The organism is Paenibacillus sp. 1SOY10, assembly GCF_056836745.1.
The window spans coordinates 61,984-87,770 of the sequence record NZ_JBXENK010000002.1 but is presented as its reverse complement, the minus strand read 5'-3'; the positions used below and the strand labels follow the sequence as shown (position 1 = coordinate 87,770).

36 protein-coding genes are annotated in these 25,787 nt (G+C 47.4%); 1 reads left to right on the top strand and 35 read right to left on the bottom strand.

What is annotated here, in order from left to right; translation table 11 throughout:
* Window positions 1-98 precede the first annotated feature (98 nt).
* From xerA to AC1VOR_RS06305, 4 genes are all read right to left on the bottom strand, one after another.
* Complete coding sequence (xerA, locus tag AC1VOR_RS06320; protein ID WP_482617647.1) at window positions 99-1,091, bottom strand: site-specific tyrosine recombinase/integron integrase; 993 nt, start codon at window positions 1,089-1,091, stop codon at window positions 99-101.
* A 236-nt stretch (window positions 1,092-1,327) separates the two neighbouring features.
* Window positions 1,328-2,068, bottom strand: coding sequence for a Two component regulator three Y domain-containing protein (locus tag AC1VOR_RS06315; protein ID WP_482616572.1), 741 nt, complete (start codon window positions 2,066-2,068; stop codon window positions 1,328-1,330).
* 41 nt (window positions 2,069-2,109) lie between these two features.
* Complete coding sequence (locus AC1VOR_RS06310) at window positions 2,110-4,038, bottom strand: hypothetical protein (RefSeq protein WP_482616571.1); 1,929 nt, start codon at window positions 4,036-4,038, stop codon at window positions 2,110-2,112.
* On the bottom strand, window positions 3,995-4,219 hold the full coding sequence (locus AC1VOR_RS06305) for a hypothetical protein (RefSeq protein ID WP_482616570.1): 225 nt from the start codon (window positions 4,217-4,219) through the stop codon (window positions 3,995-3,997). Before AC1VOR_RS06305 ends, AC1VOR_RS06310 begins: the two co-directional genes overlap by 44 nt.
* Window positions 4,220-4,307: 88 nt before the next feature.
* Here AC1VOR_RS06305 and AC1VOR_RS06300 point away from each other — a divergent pair, with 88 nt between their 5' ends.
* Entirely contained in the window at window positions 4,308-4,547 is a 240-nt protein-coding gene (locus AC1VOR_RS06300) for a hypothetical protein (RefSeq protein WP_482616569.1), read from the top strand.
* On the opposite strand, the gene AC1VOR_RS06295 is transcribed toward AC1VOR_RS06300, so the two are convergent.
* From AC1VOR_RS06295 to AC1VOR_RS06145, 31 genes are all read right to left on the bottom strand, one after another.
* Window positions 4,528-4,911, bottom strand: coding sequence for a hypothetical protein (locus AC1VOR_RS06295; protein ID WP_482616568.1), 384 nt, complete (start codon window positions 4,909-4,911; stop codon window positions 4,528-4,530). The two genes, AC1VOR_RS06300 and AC1VOR_RS06295, sit on opposite strands and share 20 nt — an antisense overlap.
* Before the next feature lie 70 nt (window positions 4,912-4,981).
* Complete coding sequence (locus AC1VOR_RS06290) at window positions 4,982-5,515, bottom strand: stalk domain-containing protein (protein WP_482616567.1); 534 nt, start codon at window positions 5,513-5,515, stop codon at window positions 4,982-4,984.
* A gap of 62 nt (window positions 5,516-5,577) precedes the next feature.
* Window positions 5,578-7,446, bottom strand: coding sequence for a hypothetical protein (locus AC1VOR_RS06285; RefSeq protein ID WP_482616566.1), 1,869 nt, complete (start codon window positions 7,444-7,446; stop codon window positions 5,578-5,580).
* 4 nt (window positions 7,447-7,450) lie between these two features.
* Window positions 7,451-7,813 (bottom strand): DUF6711 family protein, encoded by a 363-nt coding sequence (locus AC1VOR_RS06280; protein WP_482616565.1) that lies wholly within the window; start codon window positions 7,811-7,813, stop codon window positions 7,451-7,453.
* Between the two features lie 6 nt (window positions 7,814-7,819).
* Entirely contained in the window at window positions 7,820-10,648 is a 2,829-nt protein-coding gene (locus AC1VOR_RS06275; protein ID WP_482616564.1) for a phage tail protein, read from the bottom strand.
* Window positions 10,649-10,686: 38 nt separating this feature from the next.
* Window positions 10,687-11,073, bottom strand: coding sequence for a Gp15 family bacteriophage protein (locus AC1VOR_RS06270; protein ID WP_482616562.1), 387 nt, complete (start codon window positions 11,071-11,073; stop codon window positions 10,687-10,689).
* Entirely contained in the window at window positions 11,030-11,356 is a 327-nt protein-coding gene (locus tag AC1VOR_RS06265; RefSeq protein WP_482616561.1) for a hypothetical protein, read from the bottom strand. The genes AC1VOR_RS06270 and AC1VOR_RS06265 overlap by 44 nt, the downstream gene beginning before the upstream one ends.
* A gap of 24 nt (window positions 11,357-11,380) precedes the next feature.
* Complete coding sequence (locus AC1VOR_RS06260; RefSeq protein ID WP_482616559.1) at window positions 11,381-11,827, bottom strand: phage tail tube protein; 447 nt, start codon at window positions 11,825-11,827, stop codon at window positions 11,381-11,383.
* A 10-nt stretch (window positions 11,828-11,837) separates the two neighbouring features.
* The gene (locus AC1VOR_RS06255; protein WP_482616558.1) at window positions 11,838-12,224 is read right to left on the bottom strand and encodes a minor capsid protein; all 387 of its coding nucleotides are present in this window, start codon (window positions 12,222-12,224) and stop codon (window positions 11,838-11,840) included.
* Complete coding sequence (locus AC1VOR_RS06250; protein WP_482616556.1) at window positions 12,221-12,595, bottom strand: minor capsid protein; 375 nt, start codon at window positions 12,593-12,595, stop codon at window positions 12,221-12,223. The genes AC1VOR_RS06255 and AC1VOR_RS06250 overlap by 4 nt, the downstream gene beginning before the upstream one ends.
* On the bottom strand, window positions 12,595-12,912 hold the full coding sequence (locus tag AC1VOR_RS06245) for a hypothetical protein (protein WP_482616555.1): 318 nt from the start codon (window positions 12,910-12,912) through the stop codon (window positions 12,595-12,597). Before AC1VOR_RS06245 ends, AC1VOR_RS06250 begins: the two co-directional genes overlap by 1 nt.
* Window positions 12,912-13,280: a head-tail connector protein gene (locus tag AC1VOR_RS06240; protein ID WP_482616554.1), complete on the bottom strand. Its 369-nt coding sequence runs from the start codon at window positions 13,278-13,280 to the stop codon at window positions 12,912-12,914. The genes AC1VOR_RS06245 and AC1VOR_RS06240 overlap by 1 nt, the downstream gene beginning before the upstream one ends.
* A gap of 11 nt (window positions 13,281-13,291) precedes the next feature.
* Entirely contained in the window at window positions 13,292-13,648 is a 357-nt protein-coding gene (locus AC1VOR_RS06235) for a hypothetical protein (protein ID WP_482616552.1), read from the bottom strand.
* Complete coding sequence (locus AC1VOR_RS06230) at window positions 13,648-13,866, bottom strand: hypothetical protein (protein WP_482616550.1); 219 nt, start codon at window positions 13,864-13,866, stop codon at window positions 13,648-13,650. Before AC1VOR_RS06230 ends, AC1VOR_RS06235 begins: the two co-directional genes overlap by 1 nt.
* A 13-nt stretch (window positions 13,867-13,879) precedes the next feature.
* A complete protein-coding gene (locus AC1VOR_RS06225) occupies window positions 13,880-14,824 on the bottom strand; it encodes a major capsid protein (RefSeq protein WP_482616548.1) in 945 nt (314 codons plus the stop codon).
* 30 nt (window positions 14,825-14,854) lie between these two features.
* Window positions 14,855-15,424, bottom strand: coding sequence for a phage scaffolding protein (locus AC1VOR_RS06220; RefSeq protein ID WP_482616547.1), 570 nt, complete (start codon window positions 15,422-15,424; stop codon window positions 14,855-14,857).
* A 214-nt stretch (window positions 15,425-15,638) separates the two neighbouring features.
* Complete coding sequence (locus AC1VOR_RS06215; protein ID WP_482616546.1) at window positions 15,639-16,955, bottom strand: phage minor capsid protein; 1,317 nt, start codon at window positions 16,953-16,955, stop codon at window positions 15,639-15,641.
* Window positions 16,955-18,457 (bottom strand): capsid protein, encoded by a 1,503-nt coding sequence (locus AC1VOR_RS06210; RefSeq protein WP_482616545.1) that lies wholly within the window; start codon window positions 18,455-18,457, stop codon window positions 16,955-16,957. The genes AC1VOR_RS06215 and AC1VOR_RS06210 overlap by 1 nt, the downstream gene beginning before the upstream one ends.
* A 2-nt stretch (window positions 18,458-18,459) precedes the next feature.
* The gene (locus AC1VOR_RS06205; RefSeq protein WP_482616543.1) at window positions 18,460-19,782 is read right to left on the bottom strand and encodes a phage terminase large subunit; all 1,323 of its coding nucleotides are present in this window, start codon (window positions 19,780-19,782) and stop codon (window positions 18,460-18,462) included.
* Window positions 19,772-20,485: a phage terminase small subunit gene (gene terS, locus AC1VOR_RS06200; RefSeq protein ID WP_482616542.1), complete on the bottom strand. Its 714-nt coding sequence runs from the start codon at window positions 20,483-20,485 to the stop codon at window positions 19,772-19,774. Before terS ends, AC1VOR_RS06205 begins: the two co-directional genes overlap by 11 nt.
* Before the next feature lie 488 nt (window positions 20,486-20,973).
* On the bottom strand, window positions 20,974-21,237 hold the full coding sequence (locus tag AC1VOR_RS06195) for a sigma factor-like helix-turn-helix DNA-binding protein (RefSeq protein ID WP_482617646.1): 264 nt from the start codon (window positions 21,235-21,237) through the stop codon (window positions 20,974-20,976).
* Window positions 21,238-21,547: 310 nt separating this feature from the next.
* Window positions 21,548-21,961 (bottom strand): HNH endonuclease, encoded by a 414-nt coding sequence (locus AC1VOR_RS06190; protein WP_482616540.1) that lies wholly within the window; start codon window positions 21,959-21,961, stop codon window positions 21,548-21,550.
* The gene (locus tag AC1VOR_RS06185) at window positions 21,951-22,175 is read right to left on the bottom strand and encodes a hypothetical protein (RefSeq protein WP_482616539.1); all 225 of its coding nucleotides are present in this window, start codon (window positions 22,173-22,175) and stop codon (window positions 21,951-21,953) included. The genes AC1VOR_RS06190 and AC1VOR_RS06185 overlap by 11 nt, the downstream gene beginning before the upstream one ends.
* Before the next feature lie 85 nt (window positions 22,176-22,260).
* Window positions 22,261-23,010 (bottom strand): DNA cytosine methyltransferase, encoded by a 750-nt coding sequence (locus AC1VOR_RS06180; protein WP_482617644.1) that lies wholly within the window; start codon window positions 23,008-23,010, stop codon window positions 22,261-22,263.
* Between the two features lie 11 nt (window positions 23,011-23,021).
* Window positions 23,022-23,438 carry a YopX family protein gene (locus tag AC1VOR_RS06175; RefSeq protein WP_482616537.1) on the bottom strand — a complete coding sequence of 139 codons (417 nt, stop codon included), beginning with the start codon at window positions 23,436-23,438 and terminating at the stop codon, window positions 23,022-23,024.
* Window positions 23,425-23,817 (bottom strand): YopX family protein, encoded by a 393-nt coding sequence (locus AC1VOR_RS06170; protein WP_482616535.1) that lies wholly within the window; start codon window positions 23,815-23,817, stop codon window positions 23,425-23,427. Before AC1VOR_RS06170 ends, AC1VOR_RS06175 begins: the two co-directional genes overlap by 14 nt.
* A gap of 51 nt (window positions 23,818-23,868) precedes the next feature.
* Window positions 23,869-24,282, bottom strand: a complete 414-nt coding sequence (locus AC1VOR_RS06165) for a YopX family protein (RefSeq protein WP_482616533.1) — start codon at window positions 24,280-24,282, stop codon at window positions 23,869-23,871.
* A 27-nt stretch (window positions 24,283-24,309) separates the two neighbouring features.
* Window positions 24,310-24,510: a hypothetical protein gene (locus AC1VOR_RS06160; RefSeq protein ID WP_482616531.1), complete on the bottom strand. Its 201-nt coding sequence runs from the start codon at window positions 24,508-24,510 to the stop codon at window positions 24,310-24,312.
* Window positions 24,511-24,536: 26 nt separating this feature from the next.
* A complete protein-coding gene (locus AC1VOR_RS06155) occupies window positions 24,537-24,785 on the bottom strand; it encodes a hypothetical protein (RefSeq protein ID WP_482616529.1) in 249 nt (82 codons plus the stop codon).
* Window positions 24,778-25,065 carry a hypothetical protein gene (locus tag AC1VOR_RS06150; RefSeq protein ID WP_482616528.1) on the bottom strand — a complete coding sequence of 96 codons (288 nt, stop codon included), beginning with the start codon at window positions 25,063-25,065 and terminating at the stop codon, window positions 24,778-24,780. Before AC1VOR_RS06150 ends, AC1VOR_RS06155 begins: the two co-directional genes overlap by 8 nt.
* 163 nt (window positions 25,066-25,228) lie before the next feature.
* A complete protein-coding gene (locus tag AC1VOR_RS06145) occupies window positions 25,229-25,603 on the bottom strand; it encodes a RusA family crossover junction endodeoxyribonuclease (RefSeq protein WP_482616526.1) in 375 nt (124 codons plus the stop codon).
* Between the last annotated feature and the right edge of the window lie 184 nt (window positions 25,604-25,787).

The following is a 25,787-nucleotide window of genomic DNA, read 5'->3' as shown; positions in this document are numbered from 1 at the left end:
AATGCGAATATCCCGGACCATCTCCTAGGTCAGGAAAATTATCCTGGGCATGACAAAAAGGCGCTCCCATTGGAACGCCCTCATAAGTAAATTTTATTTTATTGAACAAGGAAACGCTTGTGCTGCTCTCGTTTGCGCTCCTCGGTGTATTGGGCATATATCTGTGTCGTTGCTGGTGACTCGTGCCCTAGAAGCTGCTGCACGGCTGCTAGCTCCGCTCCATTATTAAGGGTTAGCGTTGCGAAGGTGTGCCGCATCGTGTGAGGGCTTACTCGTTTGTCCAGTCCTGCCTGTGCGGCGATGATGCCTATCTCTCGCTGTATGCCGCGCTTGGATAATCTCCGGTGCGGTTTGCGCTCAGTGACAAATAGAGCAGGGTCATCGTCTGTCCGGGCCATCAGGTATTTTTTGATATGGTACATGGCTTTAAAGCTAAAGTATACCTCCCGCTCCTTGTTTCCCTTACCGATTACGCGGCAGCTCATAGTTTGAGGGTTAATGTCGGTACGGTTGAGCCCCTGAATCTCCGATAGACGGCATCCGGTGGCGTAGAGCGCTTCAACAAATACGCGTTGCCGGATCGTCTGGCATGATTCTCGCAGCAACTCCAACTCTTCAATGCTTAACGCCTTGGGCGCTCGCTTCTCCTTTTTCGGAGTTTTTAGTTTTGCTGTTGGGTCGCGCTGAATCATTTCCTCCGATGTTAGCCAGCCGTAAAAACTCTTGAGTACCGATAGCTTGCGGCCAACAGTGCTCATCTTGAGATGAGAGAATTGCCCCAGGTACATGCGAATGTCTGCCGCTGTGGTATCTGATGTCTTCTTTTTCACTCGATCCGCGAATGTGTTCAGTTCGAGCCGGTAGCCCTTAATGGTTTCCGGGCTCTTTCCCTCGAGTTGAATTGATGCCAAGTACAGGTCAATCTTCTCGTGCAGGTCTGGATGTACTTCATCCTGCTGCACCCGTGTGACATGGAACCTGGACATGACTGCCGACAACTTGCTACGTAAAGACTCAACGTCAATCGATGGTACCATGTTAAAAATCATGGCAACCATTTGGGAGAGCATTTGCTCACCAGCCATTTGCATATTCACTTTTCATTCCCCCGAGAGTAGGATTACGCTTTAGAGGATCGTCCCGCAAAATAAAAGGAAGCAGGAACGCCTCTCGGTGCGTTACGGCCAGATGATCAGTCCAGCCTACCTGCTTCTATGATACCATACCACGAACCTGTTTTGGAGTAAAATGGGAACTTTTGTTCTCGCTAATTGTCCTCTTAATTGTTGCGCTAAATGGTCCCACTGCGTAAAAAACCAGTCATTGCTTATGCTTTTGAAATGATATCACTCAGTTTTGACAACAGATAACTAGGGTAAAAATCACCCAACTGCGTATGTTCTTGATAATCTCCAATATCTAAAACATACGGGATATTCACGCTATCCAGATATTCTGTAAAGGGGATAATATGTCCTTTGTAATGATGATCACCCTTCCCTACATGCAGGTATATTTCTGGGGTATTCACTGTTTTTTTTGCAACATCGAACAACAGATTATTGAGATATTCTTTACTCTCTTGGTCAGTACCTCCTGATATAAACTGTCCAATATGCTTAGATGGCGAATTGCTCCACAGAAGATATTCACCTAACCTAGTCTGCGCCCCGCCCGCTATAATATAACCCAATGAATACTTTAATCCGAAATATAAAGAAGCAAATCCACCTTTACTTGATCCGGCTGCTATTATATTTTTATGATTTATACCGCTTTCATTGGCTATCTTCGTGATCAGAGCAATACATGACATTTCGACTGATGAATCTCTATTAATCCCAAGATAATAAGTAGCTCCAGAGATATCAGTAAAATTGTGGTTATCCAGTATAAAAAGTTTATTACACTCGATATCGTTAAGCGACTTTATATAATTGTACACAGGAGTCTTCCCTGGACTAGGAAATCCCGAAAACACTACTATTAGATGTGAAGAGTTCTTGTCTGATTGATAAATGTATTTGATATCTCTGCTCCCATGGAATACCTTTTCTTCAGAAAACATCAGTTTAAACACCATCTTTTTTTGAACCCATTATATCATGATTAAGTCCCGATAGTACCGAATGTTTTCCATGTTCCCACATCTGTACCATCACCTACGACACATACCCATCCTAAATTTCCTCCAGCAGTCGGAAATAGGTGGTACATAATATCGCCCCGGTGCCAAAATCCAGCCGTCGGACTTGCTGTTCCAAACAATATATTGCGGCTGAATTCCTGCATGTATACCGTGCTGCCTATAACTTGTATTTGCTGATTAACGAGATAACTACCTGAATTGTTTGTAAGTGCTCTTCCATTCATTTTATTGTTCTCGTATTTAATTTTTGCAGAGGCTGAATCTGTTCGAATGGAATATGCCGTAGCTGACGCAGAAGAAATTCTGTTGCCTGAAATTATACCAGTTATTACGTCGCTGTTAATTCGAATGACACTTTCGAAATCATTTGCACTAGTATCAATCATGTTGTTTATGATTGTTAGCTTATTCGCTAATCCAATAGAAATATTTGAACTAGACCCCATACTATTCATGGTTTTAAAAGAATTGTTACTTATGACAAGGTCATTGACAGTGAATGCCAATGTGTCTCGATATGTTATAAACGTTCCAAGATACGACGGATCATCGTTGACCATCTCGTTGTTATCAATACGAACCATATCAATATCCCAGGCATCGCCGGCTCCAGCGCCAAATGCAATGGCTTTATTGGAAACATTGTAAAAATAATTGCCTGTGATAATAGCCCTTTTCCCTTTGATTACTATAGGCTCATCATGCATATATCGAAACGTGTTTCCGTGTATAAGAATATACTCGCAAAACTCTAAAAAATAAATTGCATTATCCCTAACATTTTCATTAAAATTTCCAGTAAAAAATGTTTCATTATTGGGATGAGCGTTGGATTTAGTCAAAGACCAATAATTATCATCTGTTGGCGATATCGATCCTGACGATGTGTGATTTTGAATGCATCTGTATCTATTAATGCTGACGCCGTCATCATAGTTGATGGTGTTCCCTACTTGATAAGATGTACCACTTTCCCAATAATCATGTTCTCCGATTACGACCGACTGAAACACATCGATGAATTTATTTTCTGAAATTGTTGTGCGATTGCAACCTGTATTAACTGAAATGCACCGATATTGAGCATCCGGCATGCTTGTGCCGTCGAAGTCTTGGGCTATATTTTGAAAGCGGCATTCTTTTACTACGCCGAAAGGGGAATCAGATAAGTAAATAGCATGGCGATTTGTTTTGTCAGTTGCCTCTGCCTTGAAATCATGAATCTTGCATCTAGTTACGATAAATCCTTCACATTCAGTAAGATTCAAAATTGACTTACCCGTGTTATTACAATCAAAGTCCATTCCCTCTATCCTCAAGTTGGGACAGTTGTTAAAACTAAACATGTTATCCAGGTCTTCCGTTTCTGTAGTGAGTATAACATTATTAAACGCCATTAAAGTCAAATTCGGAATATCCGATACTTGAATTGTTTGATTGACTACATACGTTCCTGGTGGAAAATAAACCGTGCCGCCTCCGTTTGCTTTGGCGGCATTTAACGCTGCTTCAATCGACCCTAATGTTTTCACGTTATACGCAATATCCGCCAACTGCGCATCACTGGCGTTGAGTCTTGCCCCCAAAACAGGGTACCCTCCGCGAGCGTCTGCCACCTCCGGGCTGCTGTCTCCGCTCTCTATGATGAGGTTATCTATACGCTCGTTTACATCCTCTATGCCAGTGTCAGCATTATCCAGGGCCTGCTTTACGCTGCCTGATCCGTGTGTAATTTGCTCCGACGTATGGGCGGTGTTTGAGGTTAAGTGATTATTGACTACGGCTGCTTTAGCGTCTACATCAGCTTCCACGGCGTCAAAAGCCTTGTTTATGTTATCCCAATCCTCACTTATCTTTTTGCTGCCCGTTATTCCCCCGTATCGACTCACGTTCTTCAGCTCCTTTCTTGAGTATAGCTTGACGTTTCTCCACGGCTTCTTTGACCCCCTGAAGTATCGCTTCTTCTTGTCCGACGTTGTAAGGCAACACGGCCATAATCACTGCGCATATCTCCGGCACGGGCTCCAGCGGGTTAAGCTCACATCTCACTATTGGTTGTACATTTGCCAATTCGGTCACCTCCGAATATATGTTTGCAAGGAAAAACCTCCCTTATTGTCGAAATAGTGGTTACTATCGACAGAAGGGAGGTTTTTGTATGGAAACAGAAAAATTTTATGCCAAGGGTTCTAATATGAACATTACTCACCCATTGCCGGTATTGGATAACTACCAATACCCCATCGAAAATGGAGTGGTTAACGTTTACCACTACCCCGACGACACTGTACTAATTCAAATCGTTCAAGCCGGGAAGCAGCCTGATTTATGGGTTAATAGAAAATTTACAGTAGACTCAGCAACAAACACCGTTACAATCATACCAAAGAGCTCGTGATAGTTCCCACTGAAGCTATTTCTTCTGTCCCCAGCCGTTCCTCGTGAGCGGCTAACTCTTCCTTTACAATCTCGCGAATTTGATCTGCCACATTAGGCTGAGAATTTCCCAACACAACCCCATAATATTTACGTCCAACCTTGCTAAGATCAGCAACATGCTCACTCAAAGATTTTAGAGGACTGATTTCCTCTGGCTGTTTCCCACCTCCAATTTCAGGCGGCATAACTGTTGCGCTATCCACAAACAACGTCACCGTGAGTTGTGCCCCGTAGCTTACTAATTCCTCAAGCTTGTAGTCGATAACGCCTTTTAATGGAGTGTCGTCAAGGTAAATCGTCTTATCCTTAATCTCCAGTTTCATCTTCCTTCACCCTTCCCGGCCAACCAAAAAGGCCCCGCCGATGGCGAGACCTGATTGCTGGCGATATATTTTATTGTTGTAGCGATTGTAGTGCTTCGTTTACTTTGTTTAGTTCTTCGGCGAGATATTCTCTTCTTTCTTCAAGTTGTTTTTTGTCCGCAGCCTTGAATTTCTCGGCAGTTTCCACCATTCCACCCTCGATTAACTCTTCATACCTCTTTTTATATTGTTCTTCTTGCTCAGGTAACTTGTTTATAGAGTTCTCTATGTCCGTCTTTTTGTTTAGCAAGTCATATTTAGTATAATACTTTCCGTCAAAGAGAGTGACTTTATCATTACTTGTTTCGCTCGAAATAATAACCGTCTTCCCCTCCAATTCTATACTAGCTCCCATTGCATCGGATAAGGCCCGGGCTGGAACGTTTGTAACTCCATCAATTATTGCACCTTTACTAGTCAATGCAGTGCCATTAACCACTACAGTCACTTCCCCAACAACCTTTTTTCCGATCAAACTTTTAACTTGTGCATAAGCTTCGTTTCCGGATAAAGCAACGACGGCCCCTAGAAAGAACGCAACGGTTATATACAGCCATTTTCTCACGGAATTACCTCCACTTCATATATTTAGGATCATTATATCCTATCAATACATGTTGGTAAATCCTACAATCCAATTACTGTTGCATCACTAAAATCTACAATTCCATCAAATTTCACAGTACCTTGGAACAAGGTTATTCCGAATGACCTAAAGAACAACTCGTTTTCTGCAATTATATGGAGCGCGTTACCGGGGCTGGAGTATATTTGTCCTGCGTAAGCCTCTGAAGGCCCTCGAAACACAAACCCGGCCATTCCAGCTTCGCTGTTAAAGCTTAACGTTACTCTTTCGCTGCCGGAACTATCAATAGACCCAAGACCCATGGAGTTCATGATTATTCTGCTACCTGATGCTGATGTTCTTATGGTGCTACCAGTAATGGTACCGCCTGTCACGGTTGTCCCGTTGATCTGTCCACCAGTTATAACCGATGCCGATATTGTACCGCTAAATTCAGCTCCTACCGCCACCATATGCCCGGAGTTATTGACGGAGAAAGAACTTCCTATCTGGATACTACCCCCGATAAACTGTCCGCCTTGGATTGTGCCGCTGAATATTCCGTCTACGCCCTCAAGCCTGCCTGTAAACTTGAGACGGTTGGCTTGAGCGTCATAGTATAGACTTGACTGACCATTTACTTGCCAATCCATTACGTCACTGTTAAGCGTGAGTTTGCTTTTGTGATCCTCTCGCTCGACAACAATCCCCTCTGTTCGGCTGTGAGTGATCCCATAGTAAGGTTTTCCGTATCGTACTGCATTCTGATTCAACTTATTTACTTGTTGGGTAAGCGAACCCTCAAGTACAAATTCGCTTTGTTGATCCGACTTGCTGGGAGCTTCAATCTTGTGCGTCAATCCTCCCTTAAAGCTATAGGTCTGGCGCAAGATGTAGCTGGTATAACGCTGGATACCGTCCCAAGGTATGTGCAGACTATCCCAGGATAGATTCGTATCCAGCCAGCTCCCGCCCTCACGTTGCTCAAAAGCTATACAGTCGCCCTGGTCAAACTGAGGAAAGCCACGGGAATTCATTTCTACAGGCAAGTACGTCAGCCCATTGAGCTGCATATACAGAGCGTTGACCTGAGTTTGTGTCATAAACGGATTCTCAAGCTTCAGCGTGTGGTTCTCATCTCCTGAACCCGCCTCGTAGGTCAATTGATCCTCTGTGTTGTATGTGACGACAACCCGTGTAAATGTCTTGATAGGGTTTAATTGTTTGGCCCTCACATAGTCCGCTGTAGTCATCTCTACCGCTGCAGGCTCATTGGCAGCAAAGCGTTTAAATCGCATCGTACCATCTTTGGACATGTAAATGCTACATCCGTTTGCCCCGGCGATATAGGCCAGCACTTGACGACATGTGTACCCCGCTGGCCCGGCTTGTATCTGGTAGGAGGGATTGATCATCACGCTACTGTCATACGTCAATCCTATGCGACCGCAAATCTCATCAAATACGGCCCTTTGTGTCGTTGGGTAACTGAGCTGCGAGATATAAGCCACATCTGCCGTGATCAGCTTGTCATAACAGACATACGTCCAGACATCGTTGATCTTTTCTCTGGAGTCAATATAAAACTCGCCCAGCGGTAGCCACTCCGTAGCCCCCGACACCCACGGGACGGACATCTCATCCCACGGATAAGTAGCCTCAACCCAGCTCATGCTTTCCAGCGATAAGGCCAGATAAGGGATAACCTGGGCGTTAGCTGGTATCGGATCCGGCAGGCGTAACTTGATGGTGAGTTTAGACGGGATGGCCGTCCCTACCTCAAACTCATCAGCCGCTGCCAAAAGGTTCTCCACGCTAAACTCCACGATACTGGCGCTGGTATACTCCGCCCCATCGATCAGCGCCATGACCTTATAGGTCTTGTCTCGCCTTTTGATATAGTCATTAAATATCGGTGATATTGGATACATAGCATCACTGCTCCGTTAAGGTTACTTTTAAGCCGGTCCACATAATCTCGTTGTCCTTGGCTACCGCAAACGGTGCCGGACGATTGCCGACATAAAAGGTCTTGGTCTCATACTTGCCTGTCATGGGGTCCGGGTAGGTGACTGGGAAAAATACGTCTTCCATTGACCGCATAATGGATGAAATCTGCCCCCAGGTGAGCGGGCCCCAGCTCATTTCAATTTGTCGTTTGACCGCAATCCGGTCCCGGCTTAGCTCTCCGTTAGTGGTGCGGACAGATGACTCCCCATCATCCAGATCAAGCACCGTCACCGTAAAGGCGGACGGATAAGCAGCGACCTCTTGACCATCAATCTCTAATCTCATCATGTCCTCCTAGCGGGCGAACAGCGGTCTGCCAGCCTGTCTTTCGGCAGCGCCAATAGCCTGCGCGGCCAACCGCCCAAACTCTGTTTCTCCAATTTTTAGTATCGTTTCCTTGTCCCCGCTGCGTAGTGCATCCAGGATCATCAGCAACACATCCACTACCATCTGATTGCTGCTAGAGAGCATGTCTTGCAGTGTGGATAGTGGCGAGATGACTTCCGGGTCCGCCGCTGCGCCTTTGTTATCCCCTACCATTGCCAGCGTAGGGCCATAAGCCAGACCGCCTTTAGCAAGCTTGGGGATCGTCGGGACGCTCATGCCAAGGGACTTGCCGCCAAGTTCTCCCGGTACCCAGTCCGGGATATCAATTTTAATCTTGTTGACCTGTTTGATCAGCCAGTTGATAGATTCAATGATGGAGTTAACAGCACCTTTAAAGATGCCCTCTATGGCATCGCCTATCCCGCCCATAAAGGTCTTAATGCCGTTCCAGGCTTTCTCCCAGTCCCCCGTAAACACTCCGGCAATAAAGTCAACAATACCGCCTAAGGCTTTAATGATACCTTTGGCCGCGTCAATGATGCCACCTAGCGCAGTGCCTATAACGGTTACTACGCCATCAAAGACTTCGGCAAAAACGGGACCTAGCTTATCAACCAGCCACGTGACGAGCGGTAAAATGAATTTATTGAATATATCCTGGGCGGCGGTAATCAACTTACCTGTAAAGTTTACAACCTCAGCAACCAAGTCCTTCAGATGTTTATCCCAAAGGTCCTTGAGAAACTTCAACGCTGTTTGGGTTATGGGTTTTAGGAATTTCTCCCAAAGGGTATTCCAAAGGTTCCTTAATCCGTCCACCGTCTCCATTACTCCTGCAATGATCTTGTCGCCCCACTCGTCCCACCAGTCGAAGATAATATCTAAGGTGTCCTGAATGATTTGAGACAAGATTTGCATGGCCGGATCAACCGCATCCATCCAGATGTCGTCAAATATCTGTTTGACCAGATCAAACAAATTGCCCAGGATATCCAAGGCCCCGTTGAGTAGGTCAGTCAGGATCGGCAGGCCCTCAGTAACGAGCTTTGACCAAATGGGAAAGGCGTTAGCCCAAAAGCTCTCTAGGGTCAATAGTATAGAGTCCATCACGCCAGCAACGATATGCCCGAGGAATGTAATCTCCCGCTGCCAAAAAGGGACAAGGTCATTCATTACCCAGTTTTTCAGCGGCTCGCCCAGCGTCATAATGTCGTTAAACATTATGCTAAACTGCTCTTTCCATCGTACTAGCACCGGGGATATCTCGCCCCATGCCGTGCTAAGGGATGGCCCGAAGGTTGATACTGTCCAAGCCCAGCCGGATTGTATACCTGACCAGGTCTTATCAAATACGTTCTTTATGTCAGCTGCCAACGTGTCCATCTTAGATTGGATGCCTGTGATGTCCATATCTGGCTGCTGCATCGTAAAGCCATCAGAGCCGCCACCGCCAGCATCGGCTGCATCGCTTTTGCTAAAGTCCAGCGTGTTAAGCTCATCAAACCCGGCCAGCGCTCCTTTTGCTTCCTTGCCCGCCTTTTTGGCTGATTTTCCGTAGCCGGCCATTGCCTTTTTGGCGGTCTCTATCCCCTTGGCTGCTTGGTAGGACTGTTGATAAGTCTTACCAAACAACGCCGATATAAAGGCCGCAATATAGGCTGTGATCTTAGCCAGAGCGCTCATAAACGCATTGATCGCGGGTAAGATCGCGTCATAAATCGGCTGAAAGGCTACTCGCAAGTTGGTCTGTATGGCATTGAGACTTGCCGCATATTGGGCATTGGTTTTAAGGCTACTACCCAGGTACTCATTAAACCCCCGGATAGCTTTATACAAAACCGCGAAGACAAACACCTGCTTAAGGATACGACCGAACGCCCTTGTAAAAGAGTTGCCCATCCGCCCAGCTCCACGGCCAGCCGATCCCAAAGATTTACCCGCTCCGGCTGCGGCCTTGCTTGCCTTGTCAAGACTCCCTTTGACTTGCCGTAACGGCTTATTCGATTGGGTAAGCTTCTGGCCTAAATTCCCTACAGGCTTCTCCGCTTGTTCAGCAGCCTGACCGGCATTCTTCAAACTGTCTTCCAGATCCCATATTTTCTTGGCGGTCCTGTCACTGGTCGCCGTTAATCGCAGCAAAGTAGCTTCGGTGTTGACGATCTTTTCATTAAGTTTACTTTTCCCAGCCTCGTTAAAGGTCTCAGCGTAGGCCTGCTTCAGGTCCGCTAGCTTGCGCTGTTGTATCTCTATCTTTTTATTAACGTTAGATAGGATAGCGTCCAGACCTTCAATTTCCGCATTGACCGCCGATGTATCAACCTCTAGGGGCTTAGTCCTTACCGCTTTTGCGGTGGGCATTACCGGCGTTGCTGCAGCAGTTGCAGCAGGCTGTATATTGGGCATAACCATCTTGCTAAAAAAGGACGGAGCCTTTAGCCCGCCCAATTTAGCACCGATGCTATCAATTGCCGTCTCAGCAGCAGTCCGGTTATCAGCAATAGACTTCTTCATGGCCTCGTCAGCCGCGGATATTGTCTTGAGTAGCCGCCCCTCTACTGCGGCTACTGATTGCTCCATACCGTCAACAATACCCTTCATGGCCGTTTCCGTCGTATCCTTGAGCGTGGCAGATATGTTACTGGCAAAACCCTTTAAGCTAAACCCACCAAAGGTAGATTGCAGGGACTTGGTTAACTGCTGACCGATAGCCCCGGCAGCTACTGTGATCTGCTTGCTCAGGTCATTTCCCCCGACAAGTTCCAGCCCTAAACTGACTTTTCCTACTTCATCCGACATTCGTTCACCCCCTTGCCGGACAAATCAAAAGGCGGCCCCTATTTTGGAGTCGCCCCGAATGCTTGTTGTATGATCTTCTGGAATTCCTGTATCTTGCTGGCCTTTTCTTCGTCTGACCATTGCTCTGTCTGCTTAAGTCCGCGCGTTCGCCAGTCATTACGGATCCGCTTTTGCTCCGGACTGAATTGCTTCAACTTCTCTCGGTCATTTTCTGAGCGGATCTGCACGATTTGCCCCAACGGTGTCTCCGGCATAATGCCAGCCAGCAACGTGCAAAACTCATCCCAGCTCATATCTGGCTCACTACGCAACCTGATGCCGTATTGCATGGCTATAGAGGACTCAATGAGCCCCCAATCCTCGTACAGGTCATACCATTGGTCAGACCGTTTGCTTGGCCTTGAGAAATCGGGCCTCAATGACATCGTAATCCTCGCCCAGCGCTCCGGCCAGAGTAGCGATAAAGATAATCTGATAATCAGCAAAAGAAATATCTGATTCATCAATTTCCTTCGCTGCTTTTTCGCCCAATGCTAGAACCAGTACTTCATTCATTAAATTGGTACTTCCTTCTCCCTCATCCATCTTCTCCTGGATCATCAGCACCGTATTTTTCCGGTTATCAACCGGGTATTCCTTGTCGCCTAACTTTAAAATCGGGCGATCATTTGTCAACTTACTTGTAATATCAATGGTTTTTGCTGCCATCTTTTATCATCTCCTATTATAGTATTAGGCTGCTGTATATACTGGCTTGCCGTCGCTCATCAATTCGCATTCCAAGGCCGACACCGCAGTGCTGTCACCACCATTAGGGGCCGTAACATTGATGATGCAGTCAAAAGCCAACTTCGACCCATCGGGGAATTCAATCTCGGCTTTACTTGAGCAATCCAGACCAGACTTCCAGGCCGTCTCTGCAACATAGTCATTACCTGGATCGCCTACATGCCGCTTGCCGTTTAAGGTAATGGAGAAGCCTTTACCCGTCATCAGGCGGCGTACCCAGCCTTCTGTCTCCATAGGAGTCCATTCTTCAACGTTACCGTCAATGGCAATTGTGAAGGTTTCCATCTCTTTGATGAGAGCCATATCTGCCTCTACGCTGGCCCGACCTTCTGTACCAATCTTAAACGCGATATTAAATACAGGGAAAACCCCGCTCGTTACTAATGGCATCTATCTCACCTTACCTTTCGTGATAAATATGAACCTCAATTACATACTCGAAAATGCCCTCTGAATCTGTACCGACATTAACCGGCTGTGGCGTGACCATGTTAAACATAGCAACGCGCTTTCCGCCAACCAGCACCCCAGAAACACCGAAGAAGGCATTATATACTTCCTGCGCTTTACGCTCTGCCAGATCCGCGTTGCGTCCCCAATGTACGAGAATAGAAATAGGCTTGATAACATACCCCGTAGCATCCAAGCCCCCTACAGCAAGCCTGGACTGCGCTCCAGTTGTGTTATACAAGCCTATGCATTGATCTTTCTTGCCGATCTGCCCAACATACCAGTTCGGACAGTCTACCACAGTTTCCAGCCAGCTACACACATCATCAAGTGTCATTTGATCAACCCCTTGCTGAGCTGCTTCACAAACTTACCGAAAGTATCCCGGACAAACTTCTGCTTATCCCCTACGTGGTACGACTCCATCCACTTACCTTGCGCATTCGGATTCTTGTCCTTGCGGAAATTATATTCAGGATGCCAGTACAAGCGGCGGGCATAGGGAGTATCGTAAACGATTCTTGCCTTGCCTGGTGCGACTACGACATGAGCGCTACGCTCAAGCTCGCCTTTATCCTTCGGCACAACTGCTGAGGTGACTATATCCGTCTTGACGGCTTCTGCCGTCATCTCTACGGCCTGCTGCTTAATCTGCTCCAGTTGCTTGAGGGCAGCTTGGTTGACGGTGACCTTCACATTGACCTTCATCAGCTCAGCTCCAACTCGGTGCTAAAGACGGTACCGTCAGGATTGCGTGGCCGCTTGGCTCGATAGATGTTCTTACGTTCATCACCGATCAGGACATAGCCCTCAATCACCTTGCCTGGGTTAATGTCTCCCTCAATGATGATCAGACCAGACAGCAGCACTAAGCGCCGCTCAGCGTCAAGGACTTGGCGTGACTTCTCGTCGTAGAAACATTTGTCGTCATAGATCAGCGTCTCAACCTCGCCATGCCGCCCCTGCTCCGTCTGGTAGACTTGCACAGGCGTGACCTGCGTCCAAGTAGGAAAGGGGAATCTCATTAGCAGAACCCCCTATTACTTAGCCCTGTAGGGCGCAGTAGATCAAGCACAGAATCAGATGTCCGTACACCGCCCGTTACGCTTGCATCCTTATCAAACCCCATCGATATACTACCAGCTCCAAAGCTAGCAAATGGGACATCCAGGAACGCTCCATACTTAACGGTGAAGTCCGCTTGATGGCACACAGCCTTGACCACGCTAGTACGCTGAAAAGGCGAGAGGCTATCAATCCCCCTCGCCACAATACGATTGTATGTCAGCCGGTCAATCTGGTCAGAAGCTCGTTCAAGCGCCTTGTCTAGCTGTCCTGTTGGGATCGAACCATCCCCATATAAGGCGTAGTCAGCTTCAGTTGCATAGGCCATGTGATCACCGCCTATTCGTCAACAGGAGGCTGATCATCACCAGTTTGCTGACCTTGTTCTCCTTGATCGTTCTGCTGGTTACCCTCGTCGTCCTGTCTTTTCTGTTGGATCACCTGTAAAATGTCTTCTTTCTTGGTTGCTTCGCCTAGTTCGATTTTGTTCTGCTTGGCGTAATCTTTGAGTTGAGAAACAGTCATTTTCTCAATAGGGATATCCTTCTGCTCTTCCTCAGCCCACTGGATTTCATACCCTTTGGACCCAAACCAGGCTAACAGGTTCGGATTATCCGTCTCACCTACACCGTTTACAAACATGACTGTTGCCGACAGGCCGTTATATTGCTTATTAGGAGCTATAACCTTCGCCATTACGGTGTGCCCCCTTCCTCTTCGTCATCCTCTTCTGCCGGTTCTGGGTAATTCGGTTCCAACGCGTCCGGCGTGACCGTGCCTTGCCTTACTGTACCGCGAGGTACTTCATAGCCATCGGCGGCTGGTTCTAGTTCGTCCTGCGTCGGTGAGCCCTGCCGAATCCCGACATAATAACCATTTACATAGCCATTGGCTAAATCGTCTTTATACTGCATGTGTCATCCCTCCTTATTGAACCTTGATTTTCCGCATTACGCCAGCTGCCTTCGTGGCCTTAAGTGCTACGGCGGCAACCATTTCGGCTTCACCCTTTTTAACTGCTCCAGCCGTGGAGAAATCAGGTAGCCAAGCCTTAACAGGTGGGTGACCTGCCATGCTCACCCCATGGAATCCATCCAGACCAAGACGAGCAACATACAGCGACGTTTCACCTGTAGCGATATTGGTTCCGACAACAGGGTCATTAGTACCCGCCTTTTCCCCCAAGTCGATCAAAGGAATTTGACCGTAGTACTCAACCTGATCACCAAACTCATTCAATTTTGTCATATACATACCAGATCGACGAGCAACGGCGCGAATTTTGGCAATCAGCTTGAGGTTACCCATGATCGCAGATGGCGTACCATCCAGCCCCATCAAAAATTCATCCAACACGTCCAAAAACGATTTGTAGTTAGTATCTACAGCCGAAGACGAAGACAGGTCAATAGCGGCTGTCGGAATCAATTCAGTAGAAGAGCCTGTTAGCGCCTTGTCCAATCCGTCGAAATATTCAGCATCTACGGCACTGTCACCATTAATAACGGTGTCGTTAAACAGCGCCTGAGCTGCTTTGATTTTCTGGCTCATTTGTAATTGCACTTCATCTGCAATTCCACCCATACCTGCAATGATACGATCAAGTTCAAACGAACCGCCGAATACTTTCAAATCTACGGTATAACGTTGCTTCTTAACTTCCTGCGGTGTGTACTCACTGTTCACGGCCCGGAATTGTGCTGTCGGTTGCGTAGTCAACCTGGTATAACCATAAGTCAATGTAGCTCCACCACCAGTTGGGCTGACTGCATCATCAAAGGTCATGTTCTCCAACAAGAAGTTATTCTTGCGGAATTCATCAATTACGCCCACTGTAAGGGCATCTTGTACATTCTTTTTTGCTTCAGACAATGTTACTGCCATGTTTGATCACCTCATAATTTATTTTGTAAAATGTGCTGCGATTGCATCTTTAAGGGACGCACCTGCAGCCGGCGGCGTAGAGTTGCCTGGGGCGCCTACCTGGAAGCCCGGCGGCTTTTGCTGACCTCCATCCTCTGGTTTAAAGAGGAATGACTTGTCCGTCTGCAGCACCTTAAGCTGCTCCTCCAAGCCGACAACCTTGTCACCATCGACAACCAGCTTCGTCTTGTCAAACAGACCAGCTACAAGCCCCTCGTCATGTACTTTGCCATTGAGCGCGGACTTGATAGCATTCGTAAGTTGCAGTTCCTTAAGTTCGGCAGCATGTCTCTCGGCAGCAGCCGTATTCTCAGTTGTCAGTGTTTCAATTTGCTTCTTAAGCTCCTCGGATAGCCCCGCTGTCTTGCCAAGCTCGGTAATCTGATTGTCACGGTCAGCGACATCCTTCTCGGCCTTCTTCTTAGCTTCGTTCAGCTCGTCAAAACGGGATTTCGGAATAAACCCCTCAAGTTCTTTGGCAGATGCAGCAGCAGCCTTCGTGGCCTGTTCCTCAGTAAATCCTAATGCAACAAATTCCTCTTTTGTCATCTATAATCCATCCCTTCATCTTCACTTGTTATCCCGGTCGTGTCCGGTGATGTCTTGTTCTTTAACGTCTGCAATACCAAAAAGACGAGTTATCACTTCCACTTTGTACCTAAAAGACTCAGCACAATTAAAGTGCTACAAATGATTGCAGTAATAAGCACGCCATCGGACATATACTTCACCTCATTTCTTGACATAAAAAAAGTACCCCGGCCTATGCTTGGGTACCATCTTCTAAAGCTAAAACTTTCTTCATTAACGCCTTGCGCTCTTTTGCCGGGACTTCGCCGTCAATGCGTTCTCGCCTGCGGTCATGTCGCAATTCTGGACGCTCTGCAAGATGGTTCTTAAGCCGATCCTGCCACTCAATCACCTTCGCCCCATATTTGGCCTGATTGCCTTTGTCCAAACTTCCAAGTTCAAGCAGTTTGTATCGTCTGATCTGGCGTTCCATATACCTTTGTTTCTGTTCTGCTTCATAGAGCGCTACGGCCTTTTCGGGATCCGCAGGCTTCGGCATCTGGCTAATGCCTGGGAACCACGTAGCCAAAGTATGACGACAAGCCGGATGAAAGGCGTTCTGCTCCATGGCATAGGAGAGCAGCAAATACCCGGTGTCTCGGCTTAACTGCTCAGCCTGCTCCTTGCTGATGGATGTGTATACATCATCAATCATGACGGTGCCCTGAAACGGCAAGCACCACGGAGAGCAGTTATCATGACTGCTCATTACTACGGTGTACACGCCCCATTCGTCGCGCTTAGACCCTTCACCCAAAAACGTAGCCCGCTGGCTGGCTGTTCGCAATGCCATCTCGGCATAATACGGAAGTGGCACCCGGCGGCCATCGCTATAGACTATAACATCCAAACCGCGCTCCAGAAAATCCTTTGTCGCCATATCTACCGCCTGGTCAAGTGTCTTAGCCCCAGCGGCCATGTGCGCCTCCGCTTTAAATATCACCTGCCTGTACACATCGTCCATCTTGCGCAATGCCCCGCTACTCCCCTTGGCAATATCCTCCTTAACACTATCCTCAAGCGCTTTAAGCTTTTTCTCGTTCATCCCAAAAAAATCATTCTCAGGAGGAGCTTGAGGCAACTGGCTATGTGGCTTCGGTAATTCGGGTAGCGGCTGATCCATATCCAGTATCGGACTTGATGGCTTAGGTAATTTAGGCTTTGGTGAGCTGACAAGTCTTTTGAAATCCTGCGGAAAGTCAATTTCACCACTCATTTTAACGGCCTTCTCCGCTACGATCTCTACACTCTCTTCACCGAACTTGAAGCTTTGCTGCAGCACGTCCTCAACCAGGTCTATGGCTTCTTTACTAGCCTCCTGAACGATCTCCCTGTTCTTCTTGCGGAACACGTTCAGGCTCCGCAGTTTAGCAAGCTGCCATTGATCAAAACGAAAACCGACTCGCTCCTCTTCTCGTTCGTGGCGAGATAAGTTCCGCTTAAGACTGGCGATGAGCCCCATGGTCATCTCTTCAAAGATAAGCCGGATATCGTATGGATCCTTTGCCATTACTCATCACCGTCCAGCGTCTCCGGCGGTTCATCCTTCTCCCTTACCTCAGGCTCATCCACATTGACCTGACCCGACTCCTCTTTCAACCTCTGAATTTCTTCGGCCTTCTCGGCATCGGTCAGACTATCCCCGTACAACTCGTCAATGGCCCGCTCCACGGACATGATACCGTAAGTACGGGCCTTACCGACCGTCTCCACCACCGTATCAAATGACGGTGAAGCGTATTCCCCGAAGCTCACAGTTACGTCGTATTCTCCGGCGTTGTGGGACTGCATTGTGTCATATACCTTCATAGCTGTTGAGACCAGCTCCGGCACGACCTGATTCAGCCGCTCCACGATCTTGCCGCGCGTGTAGAGAGTAGCCTTCTCTTTTTCCCGCTGGGCCTCTGCGTTGTCCATCTTTTTTAGGTCAATCCCCAGCGTAGAAGGGCTGATGATGCCTTGTAAGCACATATCCAGCGCGGATGCGTAGGAACTGACAAACGCTTCGTAAAGGATTTGTGGCTGCACGGTATTGATCTGTCCCTTGGCATCCTCAGCCATGACACTACCGACGCGGATAAACTGGTTATCGAATGGATTAGGCCGCAGCAGAGAGCCGTCCGCAGGGTTGCGTGGGATCATATCTTCCGGGATGTACTTTTGCACTCTCCCAGCTCGGATAGCATCAATCCATTGGCTTATAACCTCATCCAGCGCATCAAAGCTATCGGCCTTGCTGTCATAGATGGACTTCCCCCGGCCGGGCCACTTCTTACTCCTAAAAAACATCAGAGGCACGGCCATAAGAAAGTCACCTGTAAAAGTAACCTCTGGAGCCAGCTTGGCAGTCTCCGGCAGCAAGGTAAGCATGACCTCTTTGCCCTCAGCATTGAGTAGTCGGCAACGGATATACCCCCGGCCAAATGTCTCCTCCAGACGATAGTCTTTATCCTTGTAGCGATAGTCCGTGTAGAATATAACCTCTTGCAACCTACCACGCTGACGCTTGTATTCAACCTGATCGCCACTGTAAAACTCAATGATCGGGTATTCCGTCACATCTAAATCAACGGTGATCTTAAAGGCTCCATCGCCCGTGACCAGTGCCTCTCCGATGCTGTCACCCAATAGCTCATCAAAGCCGTTATCCTCAGCAATCTCCTGCCAGGTATCTGTCTGCTGCTTGTTGGCAAGCTCGATGCCGTCCAGATCCGCGATGACGATATCGGCCAGGCGCTCAACTATCATTGCCGGCAGTCCGCTGTGTATCTTACGTATCTGCAAGTCTGCCGAAGGAACTGCCGCCCAGAAGCGAGATTTACCGACTGCGCCGCTGGCATCGGCAACCTGCTTATAAAACTGGTCCAACTCAGACGGATCGCCACGATACCAGAGCTGGTTGCGTAGCACATTGGTGCGATAGCTAAACGGCTCCGTAATCGTGATGATCCGATTATCTGGTGCTGGATTGATACGCAACATCTTCATGACCATATTCTTTAACCACCCCATTCCTATACCTCCAATCTCGGCTTGAACGGCTGCACAGCGTACTCACTACTATCCAAGCAGTCAACCGGATAGCTGCCATCATCTGTCCGAACCCATTCTCCTTTTTGGCGCTCATCCTCATCCCATGTCGCATTCTCCAGCGCCTCAATCCAAGGCTTCAGGTGCTGCATGACCTTGTACCGTCCCTGATTGATCAGGATGTTGGTCAGACGGATACGGTCAACGATGCCCTCTTTCTTATAAGCCGGTACAACTGGAATATTGATACCCCGACGCTTCAGCTCATTAGCAAGCGCCTGACGAAAGAGCTTATCCGCTGACTCGGCAAAGATATGAGCAAACGCAAAAAAAGCAGGGTATGTTTTACCCCACTCTACAATCTTATCGACAACCTCTTTAGCATATCGGTCATGCGTATATCCGCTCTCTTTGCCTTGCCTATGGTAGTAGCCATCAAGTAAGGCCACATCCTTGTACTGCAGCGTGAAGCCAGTTAGTGTCGCCACGGTCGCATCTGTACCGCCGATATCGATCCCGATAGAAAACTCCAGGAACCTTTTATCCTTCGCCCAATCTCGTGTGACGATAACCTCTTTGCTGATGTATCCGGTATATATCCGCCCTGTAGCTGCTGTACGCTTGCCCTTAATGTCAGCCTGATACCAAAGACTAGACTTATCGTAGGTCGCCAGCACACCCTTCAAACGGTCGTCGGGAATAGACAGGTTATCGAACAGTGTGAAATGCTCGTAATTATATCCCGGATTCTCCCCGCGCTTCTTGGTCTCGTCCTGATAATCCAGCACATCCCGATAAAACCAATGCGCTGGCGGCTTCGGGTTAAGGTCGAAGAATAACTGCCGCTTGGAGCTGGCGAGCGTCCGGTCAAATACCTCTTGAACAAAAGACTGATGACACTCGTTAACCTCGGTAATGTATACCGTGCCGTAGGAATTACCCTTGATCCTCGCTGCATCATTGGCCTTACCTCCACCCGCGATAATAACGATCTTCTCGCCGGCCTTAGTCTGGATGTATAGCGCGTCTCTGTTCTTGTATTCACCTTCCCGGCAACGCCCAGCAAATAGGTGCTGTAGACCGAAACCGTTGGAGTCGATTGCGTTCATCTTGGCCGCTGCCAGCGAAACCCCCGCGACCAGGTGTAACTTATCCGGATGGATCTCCAAACACATGGCATAGGCAATCAGGTTGATAATGTTCTTCCCTGCCCGTTTACCGCCCTCAGCTACATTGAGCCATGAGTCGGTGCAACGGCGTATATAATCAGCCTGCCTGGCCGTTAAGGGTGCATACTCAATCATCATCAATCACCCGCTCAGGGGCTGGGTTGTTGATCAGATCCGCAAGGGCTGTAATCTGCGCGTTAGGGTTAATACCGTCTTTATTTGGCACCTTACTACGCAGCACCTCGATACGGGCGCGTTGCTCGTCCGTAGCCAGATCAGTCCGTAATAACTCATCATACTGCCGGATAAGACTCTGCAGCGTCGCCATAGCCCGGCTCTGAGCCTGCAGGAAAGTTGCCTGCTTATCCCATGCCTGTTGTACTTCCCATTTCTCCCCCCAGGACTTCTCACCGTTGGTCTCGCTTGTCTTAGTTGTCGTTACGTCGTCCCGATCCTTGACATACATAATCTGCTGCGCCCGAATAATGGCCGTGTACTGAATCATGATGTTGTCCCAAACGATATCAAGCGCTGACCGCTGCTGGAGCTGCTCCATGATCTCAAGCGATTCAGCGGGAAGGTATTTCTGGAACAGGCCGTGAGTGACCGCGTTACTGTTCTGCGGCGGTGCCCCTCCTCTGTTGCCTATGGCATTCTTATTGCCTGGTGGTGCACCCGGCTTTTTTGTATGCACACCTTTTTCAGAGGGCGCACCCTTTTGACGCCGCCATCCGTGCCGCTGCTTCCAGCTCTTCACGGTATTGATCGACACGCTATATTTTTCGGCAATGTCCTTGTACTTCATACCGCGCTGATAATCGGCCTCAGCCTTCCTGTGCATATGTCACCATCACCACCTCCAAGGTTGAGTTGTTTTGGAAATAGAAAAAGCCGCCATTAGGCGGCTAGTTATACCTGCTCAGCAATTCAATTACTAATTCCCTTTTAGCTATCAGCTTTGTGCGAGTGTTGTTTGTATCTGGGTCATCACTCAAAGCTATGCTGTGTAATTCATCGGTTAACGAAGTCAACAAACCTCGTAGTTCTTTTATAATCTCATCCATTCGTATCACCTCAAAGAGATAATAACACAAACCGCTTTACTTAGGCAGCGGCAGCCTCGACGATCCACCCCTTAGCCGCTGTCGTCACGGGCAAAAGGAGGCGCGCTTTTATGTCGTTGCGCATTTAGGCAGGGATGGAGTAAACGATATGTTAAGGTTATGAAACTCTATTTAACGCAAACAACGGACCAGATCATTCTAGTCCGTCATTCGCTTGCACATGATTATGTGCCTCTATATATAGGTGGCAAGCGACAAGGTAAAATCAAGCAATCGTCAGGAATAGATTATTTCGGAGACTGTCATTTATCTTTGCCTCTGCACGCTTAATGTTTTGATGTACTGCCTGTTGCGACGTTGCAAGTAGTCTCGCTATCTCTCTCTCTGAGTAACACTGTCCATACTTAAGCATATAACAGTCACTCTCTCTCGGTGTAAGCGTACACATTGCCTCATCAAGCCTGAACCTCTCACTATCCGTGATTGTTGTCGGGCTACCACAAGCGGCGGGGTTAGCGTATGATTGCATCTTTAGCGGATCCATCAACACTTCCCGCTGTTCTCTCGAGCGTCTGTGTATGGCTCTCCTTGGATTAGGTGCGTGTCCTCGACTCAACCATGAGACAACGTACATTACGTTGCTGATAAATGAGTTGATCGTGTCGCAATAATCTTGTGCAGCATCCCATTCCGCCTTGTTTGATTCGGTGGCACTCTTTTCGAACGCCTCTTTTGCCTTGTCTCGCTCTGAGTCTGCTCTGATCTTTACTTTTTGGAGATCATATAATGTCTCCCGGTAGCTTTTGAGCAGGTCCTGCATAGTTATCACCCCTTATTTTTTACTGCACATCTTCGTATTGCCAAAATCCCTTAAGCATTAAGTTATATACAGTCTCTCCCCTGTGTTGCTCGGCATGGCATAGATCACATAGGGTCACCAAATTATTCATTTCATCCTTCCCACCTTCAGCCCGGTGGATTATATGATGCACATGCAACTTTTTTCTCGACCCACATTTAGTACATTTCCTTTTGTCTCTCTTTAAGACTCTTGCCCGCAATTCTTTGTCAATTTCCCTTCTCTTTCTCTTCTTTTTACGTCTTCGATTAATGAAATCGTCATTTCCCTTGCCCCTTACTACTCTACCTCTCGAAACCCCTATTTCACCTTGTAATTTACTGCAGCAAAATCGGTCAAAAAGTAAATTTAGAGTCCTCCCACATTTATAGCAAGGGAATTCATTATTGTTCATTCTGCCCTCCTATAAAATCAAACAAATCAGCCTGCCCTGATTCCTTATACTCCGACCGATCCACGATTAAACCGCCATCCAGCCACTCTTTAGGCGCATCCTTGACGTAATGCGGCCACACTGTCTCCCCAGCTCTATGACGTTTAGGCTCCTGTTGCTCGGCTTTATCTGTCCATACCCACTCCGTTGTTGCTCTTACGGTCAAGTGTGTCATATCTAAACCTCCTTACCCTAAGATATATACGGCCCCCGCTCTGCTGGGTTGATTCAGTCGATTGAGGGCCTTCGGCCTATTGGTGTTATGATGGGGTATTGACTAGATCATCTATTGCTTTGATAAACGCCATAACAGGAAATATTTGTGCTGGGAAAACAGCATTGCCTAGTGCCTTTACTCGATGTTCGTCCATCCTTCGGGAAACCCCATAGCCTTCTCCACTAAAGTCGGAGGGGGATACTTGAGTCCATACACCTGTCTGCAATAGTCCCTGAAATTGTTTTTCGATCCTCTTCCGCATTTTTTCGCTGCTTCTGGAGACCTGCCTCCACGGAAATCGCTCGCCGTAGGTGTGGGAAAGAATAAATACCCTGTCTCTACGGTGTAAGGCTCCGATGGCTGTAGCTGGAATAACAACCGGTTGCGAGGTGTATCCGATGCTATCCAAGTCAGAAAGCACGTCGTCGAGGCCCAAAGAGATGTGTCCAGCAACATTTTCACCAACAAACCAATGTGGTCTAATTTCTTCAAGTAGGCGCTTAACTTCCGGCCAGAGTGCGCGGTCATCATCCGAGCCTTTTCGCTCCCCGGTAAGACTATAAGGCTGGCAAGGGTATCCCCCTGAAATAATGTCAATTGTTCGACCTGGGCCAATGATTCCATCCTCCTTTAGCCGATCTGCTGTTAATTCACACACATCATCGTATATTGGTACATCAGGCCAGTGCTTCTTTAAAACTTTCTGCGGGTATGCCTCTCTCTCACAAAAGGCTACTGTCTCCATGCCGGCCCAATGAGCTGCTAAATCAATACCGCCAATGCCGCTAAACAGGCTGAGTTTTCTCAGAATATAACCTCCCCTAGTAATTCAGGGTTATCCCATCGGTTACCGATAAGCATAATGGTATCTACACTCTCTGAAATGAGAGCAATTTCATCTTTACCCCATACCCATGCACCTGTTTCATTATTCCAAACAACTCTATCGACTAGTTGACCAACATCTTCTCCGTAGGAGTTATCTAAAATGATATCCCCCTCATAAATCTCCTTGCCGTTGCGATCTCTAAGGCCTGTGTATTGACCTACTGTTTCGGGATCGACCTCATAATGGATGTTGAATACCTTCTGGGTATCTGTAATGCCATCATCGCCAATATCGTAGTCCATAATATAACAGCGTCCTTCTACTTGACGCAGGTCTCCTCGCACCCATTTGCCGCTTTTGATTTCCTTGCCCCTGAATTTAATCTCTCTCATACCTTTTGTCCTCCCATAGTTCAGGATTATCATGGATGTTTCCAATTACCTCTGAATTATTTAAACGCCCATCTGACTCCAACAAGTGATATTTACTTGGGTTGCGCGTGAACACCATAAATGCGTAATGTTCCTGCACCCACTCCACTTCCCCGCGCCCCTCACCATCCTGCATAACATCCCCCTCATAGATATCTCTGCCGTTGCAATCTTTAAGGCCTGTATGTCTATCACGAGATGCAAGTTGGTATCCATCGTCTTCCCAATCAGGTATCGCTCCCCATTTATTTTCTTCCATATCGTCTATTGTGATTATTATGGATTTGACATCGCCTGTTTGGTGATTTTTAAAAATGTAACGGAATTTATAGTTGTTCATACCTTTTATCCCTCCCTAACTTATGGGCCTCCATACCGGAGGCCTGTGACGCTATATTTTCGAACTATGCAGTAAGTCGGAGTTATCATAGATATTTCCGATCACTTCTACCGCCGACCTATCGTGTTTGTCAACTATGTTTACATAGCAAATGTAGGTATCCCCGCGCGGCTTGCTGTGTCTCCCGATGTAACGGGAATTGTCTGCGTCCCAAGTTACGGCATACACCCAGCCAAGACTATCCCTGCAAATATCACCAACGAAAATCTGTACTCCGTTCCTGTCTGAAACACCTAATGACTGCCCTGTTGTATCAGTATCAACCTCATATGAGTACATAGCCGACGCATGAGACGGCATTATAAATGCCTTGCCGATATGATCACCGTGGTCTAATTCGTGATACCAGCCCTCAACCCATTCACCGTTGTCTTTCCGCTTTCCCCTATATGGTCTTTGTGTCACTGCGATTCACTCCTTCGCTTTTTGGGTCTACTGTGCCTTATCCAGCCACATTACAAGCTGTTTTGCGTCTAAGTCGTAGACTAATTCAAAAATCTGGAACCGTTCATCTATTTCCATTTCTACGAAATCTACATGCTTTAAGGCTACAATCTCATTTTCCGACAACCATATTACCTTCTCTTCAAAATCATCCATTGTGGATTTGATTGTAACTTTGATTGGTTTCATGAGGTTTTCTCCTTTCCCTTGTCGCCTTACACCTTAGCTAGAGCAGCACGAGCAACCCTGCCAGATTCTCCGCCTGTTGCGTAATGACGTAGTGCAGATATCAATATTTGGTTTTCCTCATGTAGCTCTCCAGCCGTCTTATCATAGGATTGATGTGTATGGAGGGCTTGTAGGCGTTCTACTTCTGATAGGAGATAGGCTATGTCCTCAGGGTCAGCGGCCCACTTTACTCCGTCTTTGTATCTTTCGTTTATCTCTTGTATCCGTTCATTCATGGGAAGCCTCCTTAACTTGCGGCTTAATGCCCCATATTTGTTCGTATCTGTCCAACCACTCTGCAAGCTCACTTTCACTCTTGATTTCCTTTACATCCAGCAGAGCCACTTTGTTATTGGCATCGTATGAAAAGTGGTAGACGTCCCAATATTTAATGTTTTTCATAGTTACTTTTTGGTTAGTGGTCTTTTGTGCAGATACCCATTGCTCTCCAGTTTCGATGTTGCGAATTAAGCTAAAAGTAAATCTAGTTGGGTATTTAAAGTTGAGTTGATTCATCCGTTACCCTTCCTCTCATAGTTTCAATCCCTGTATACTCAGGTTTTTGCTTGTGACGGTCTGTGAGGCTTTTTAAGGGGCCTCTTCGGCTTACCCTCCCGTTTATGCTCGCCATTGCCATAAGTCTCTTAAATCATGGTCTACGGCGCTTAAAACGCTATAGTCAGATCACAACCTCAAACTCTATTTCGATCCTCGGGTTCTGGCGGTCAATTTGATAGTCAATCACTTGGGGCAACGCAAACTTATCATCCTCATAAATGCCTCCGTCTTCTAAGGCATCTAGCAGGGCCTTGAAGGCGTTGTGTGTGTCGCGCCTCCGATTGTCCGGGAAGTAGAACCAAAGCCGTACAACGACCTTTCTGGAAGCCGTAGGCCATCTGTTATCTAGTCGCCATTGGATGGCGCGATACACGGTATCATCAAACCAATCTTTTGCCGTTGGCGTTAACACTTTCATTCTCCGGCCTTTTACATAGGCGTTGTTGTACATGTGGTTAACGCTGGGAGCTATGCCGGGCAATATTAATCTGCTCATACGATGTTGGCCCCCTTATAATAATTTGGCCGATCCAGCACATACCTACTGTCACCTAGCTTGAGTGCTAGGATAGTTCCGTTTTTGACGTTGGCTACCGTGACCGTCTTTTTATCACCGGCACTCGTTACCTTCCATGGAGATAGATCGCGTATCGATTCAAACACTGGGCGCACATCGATTT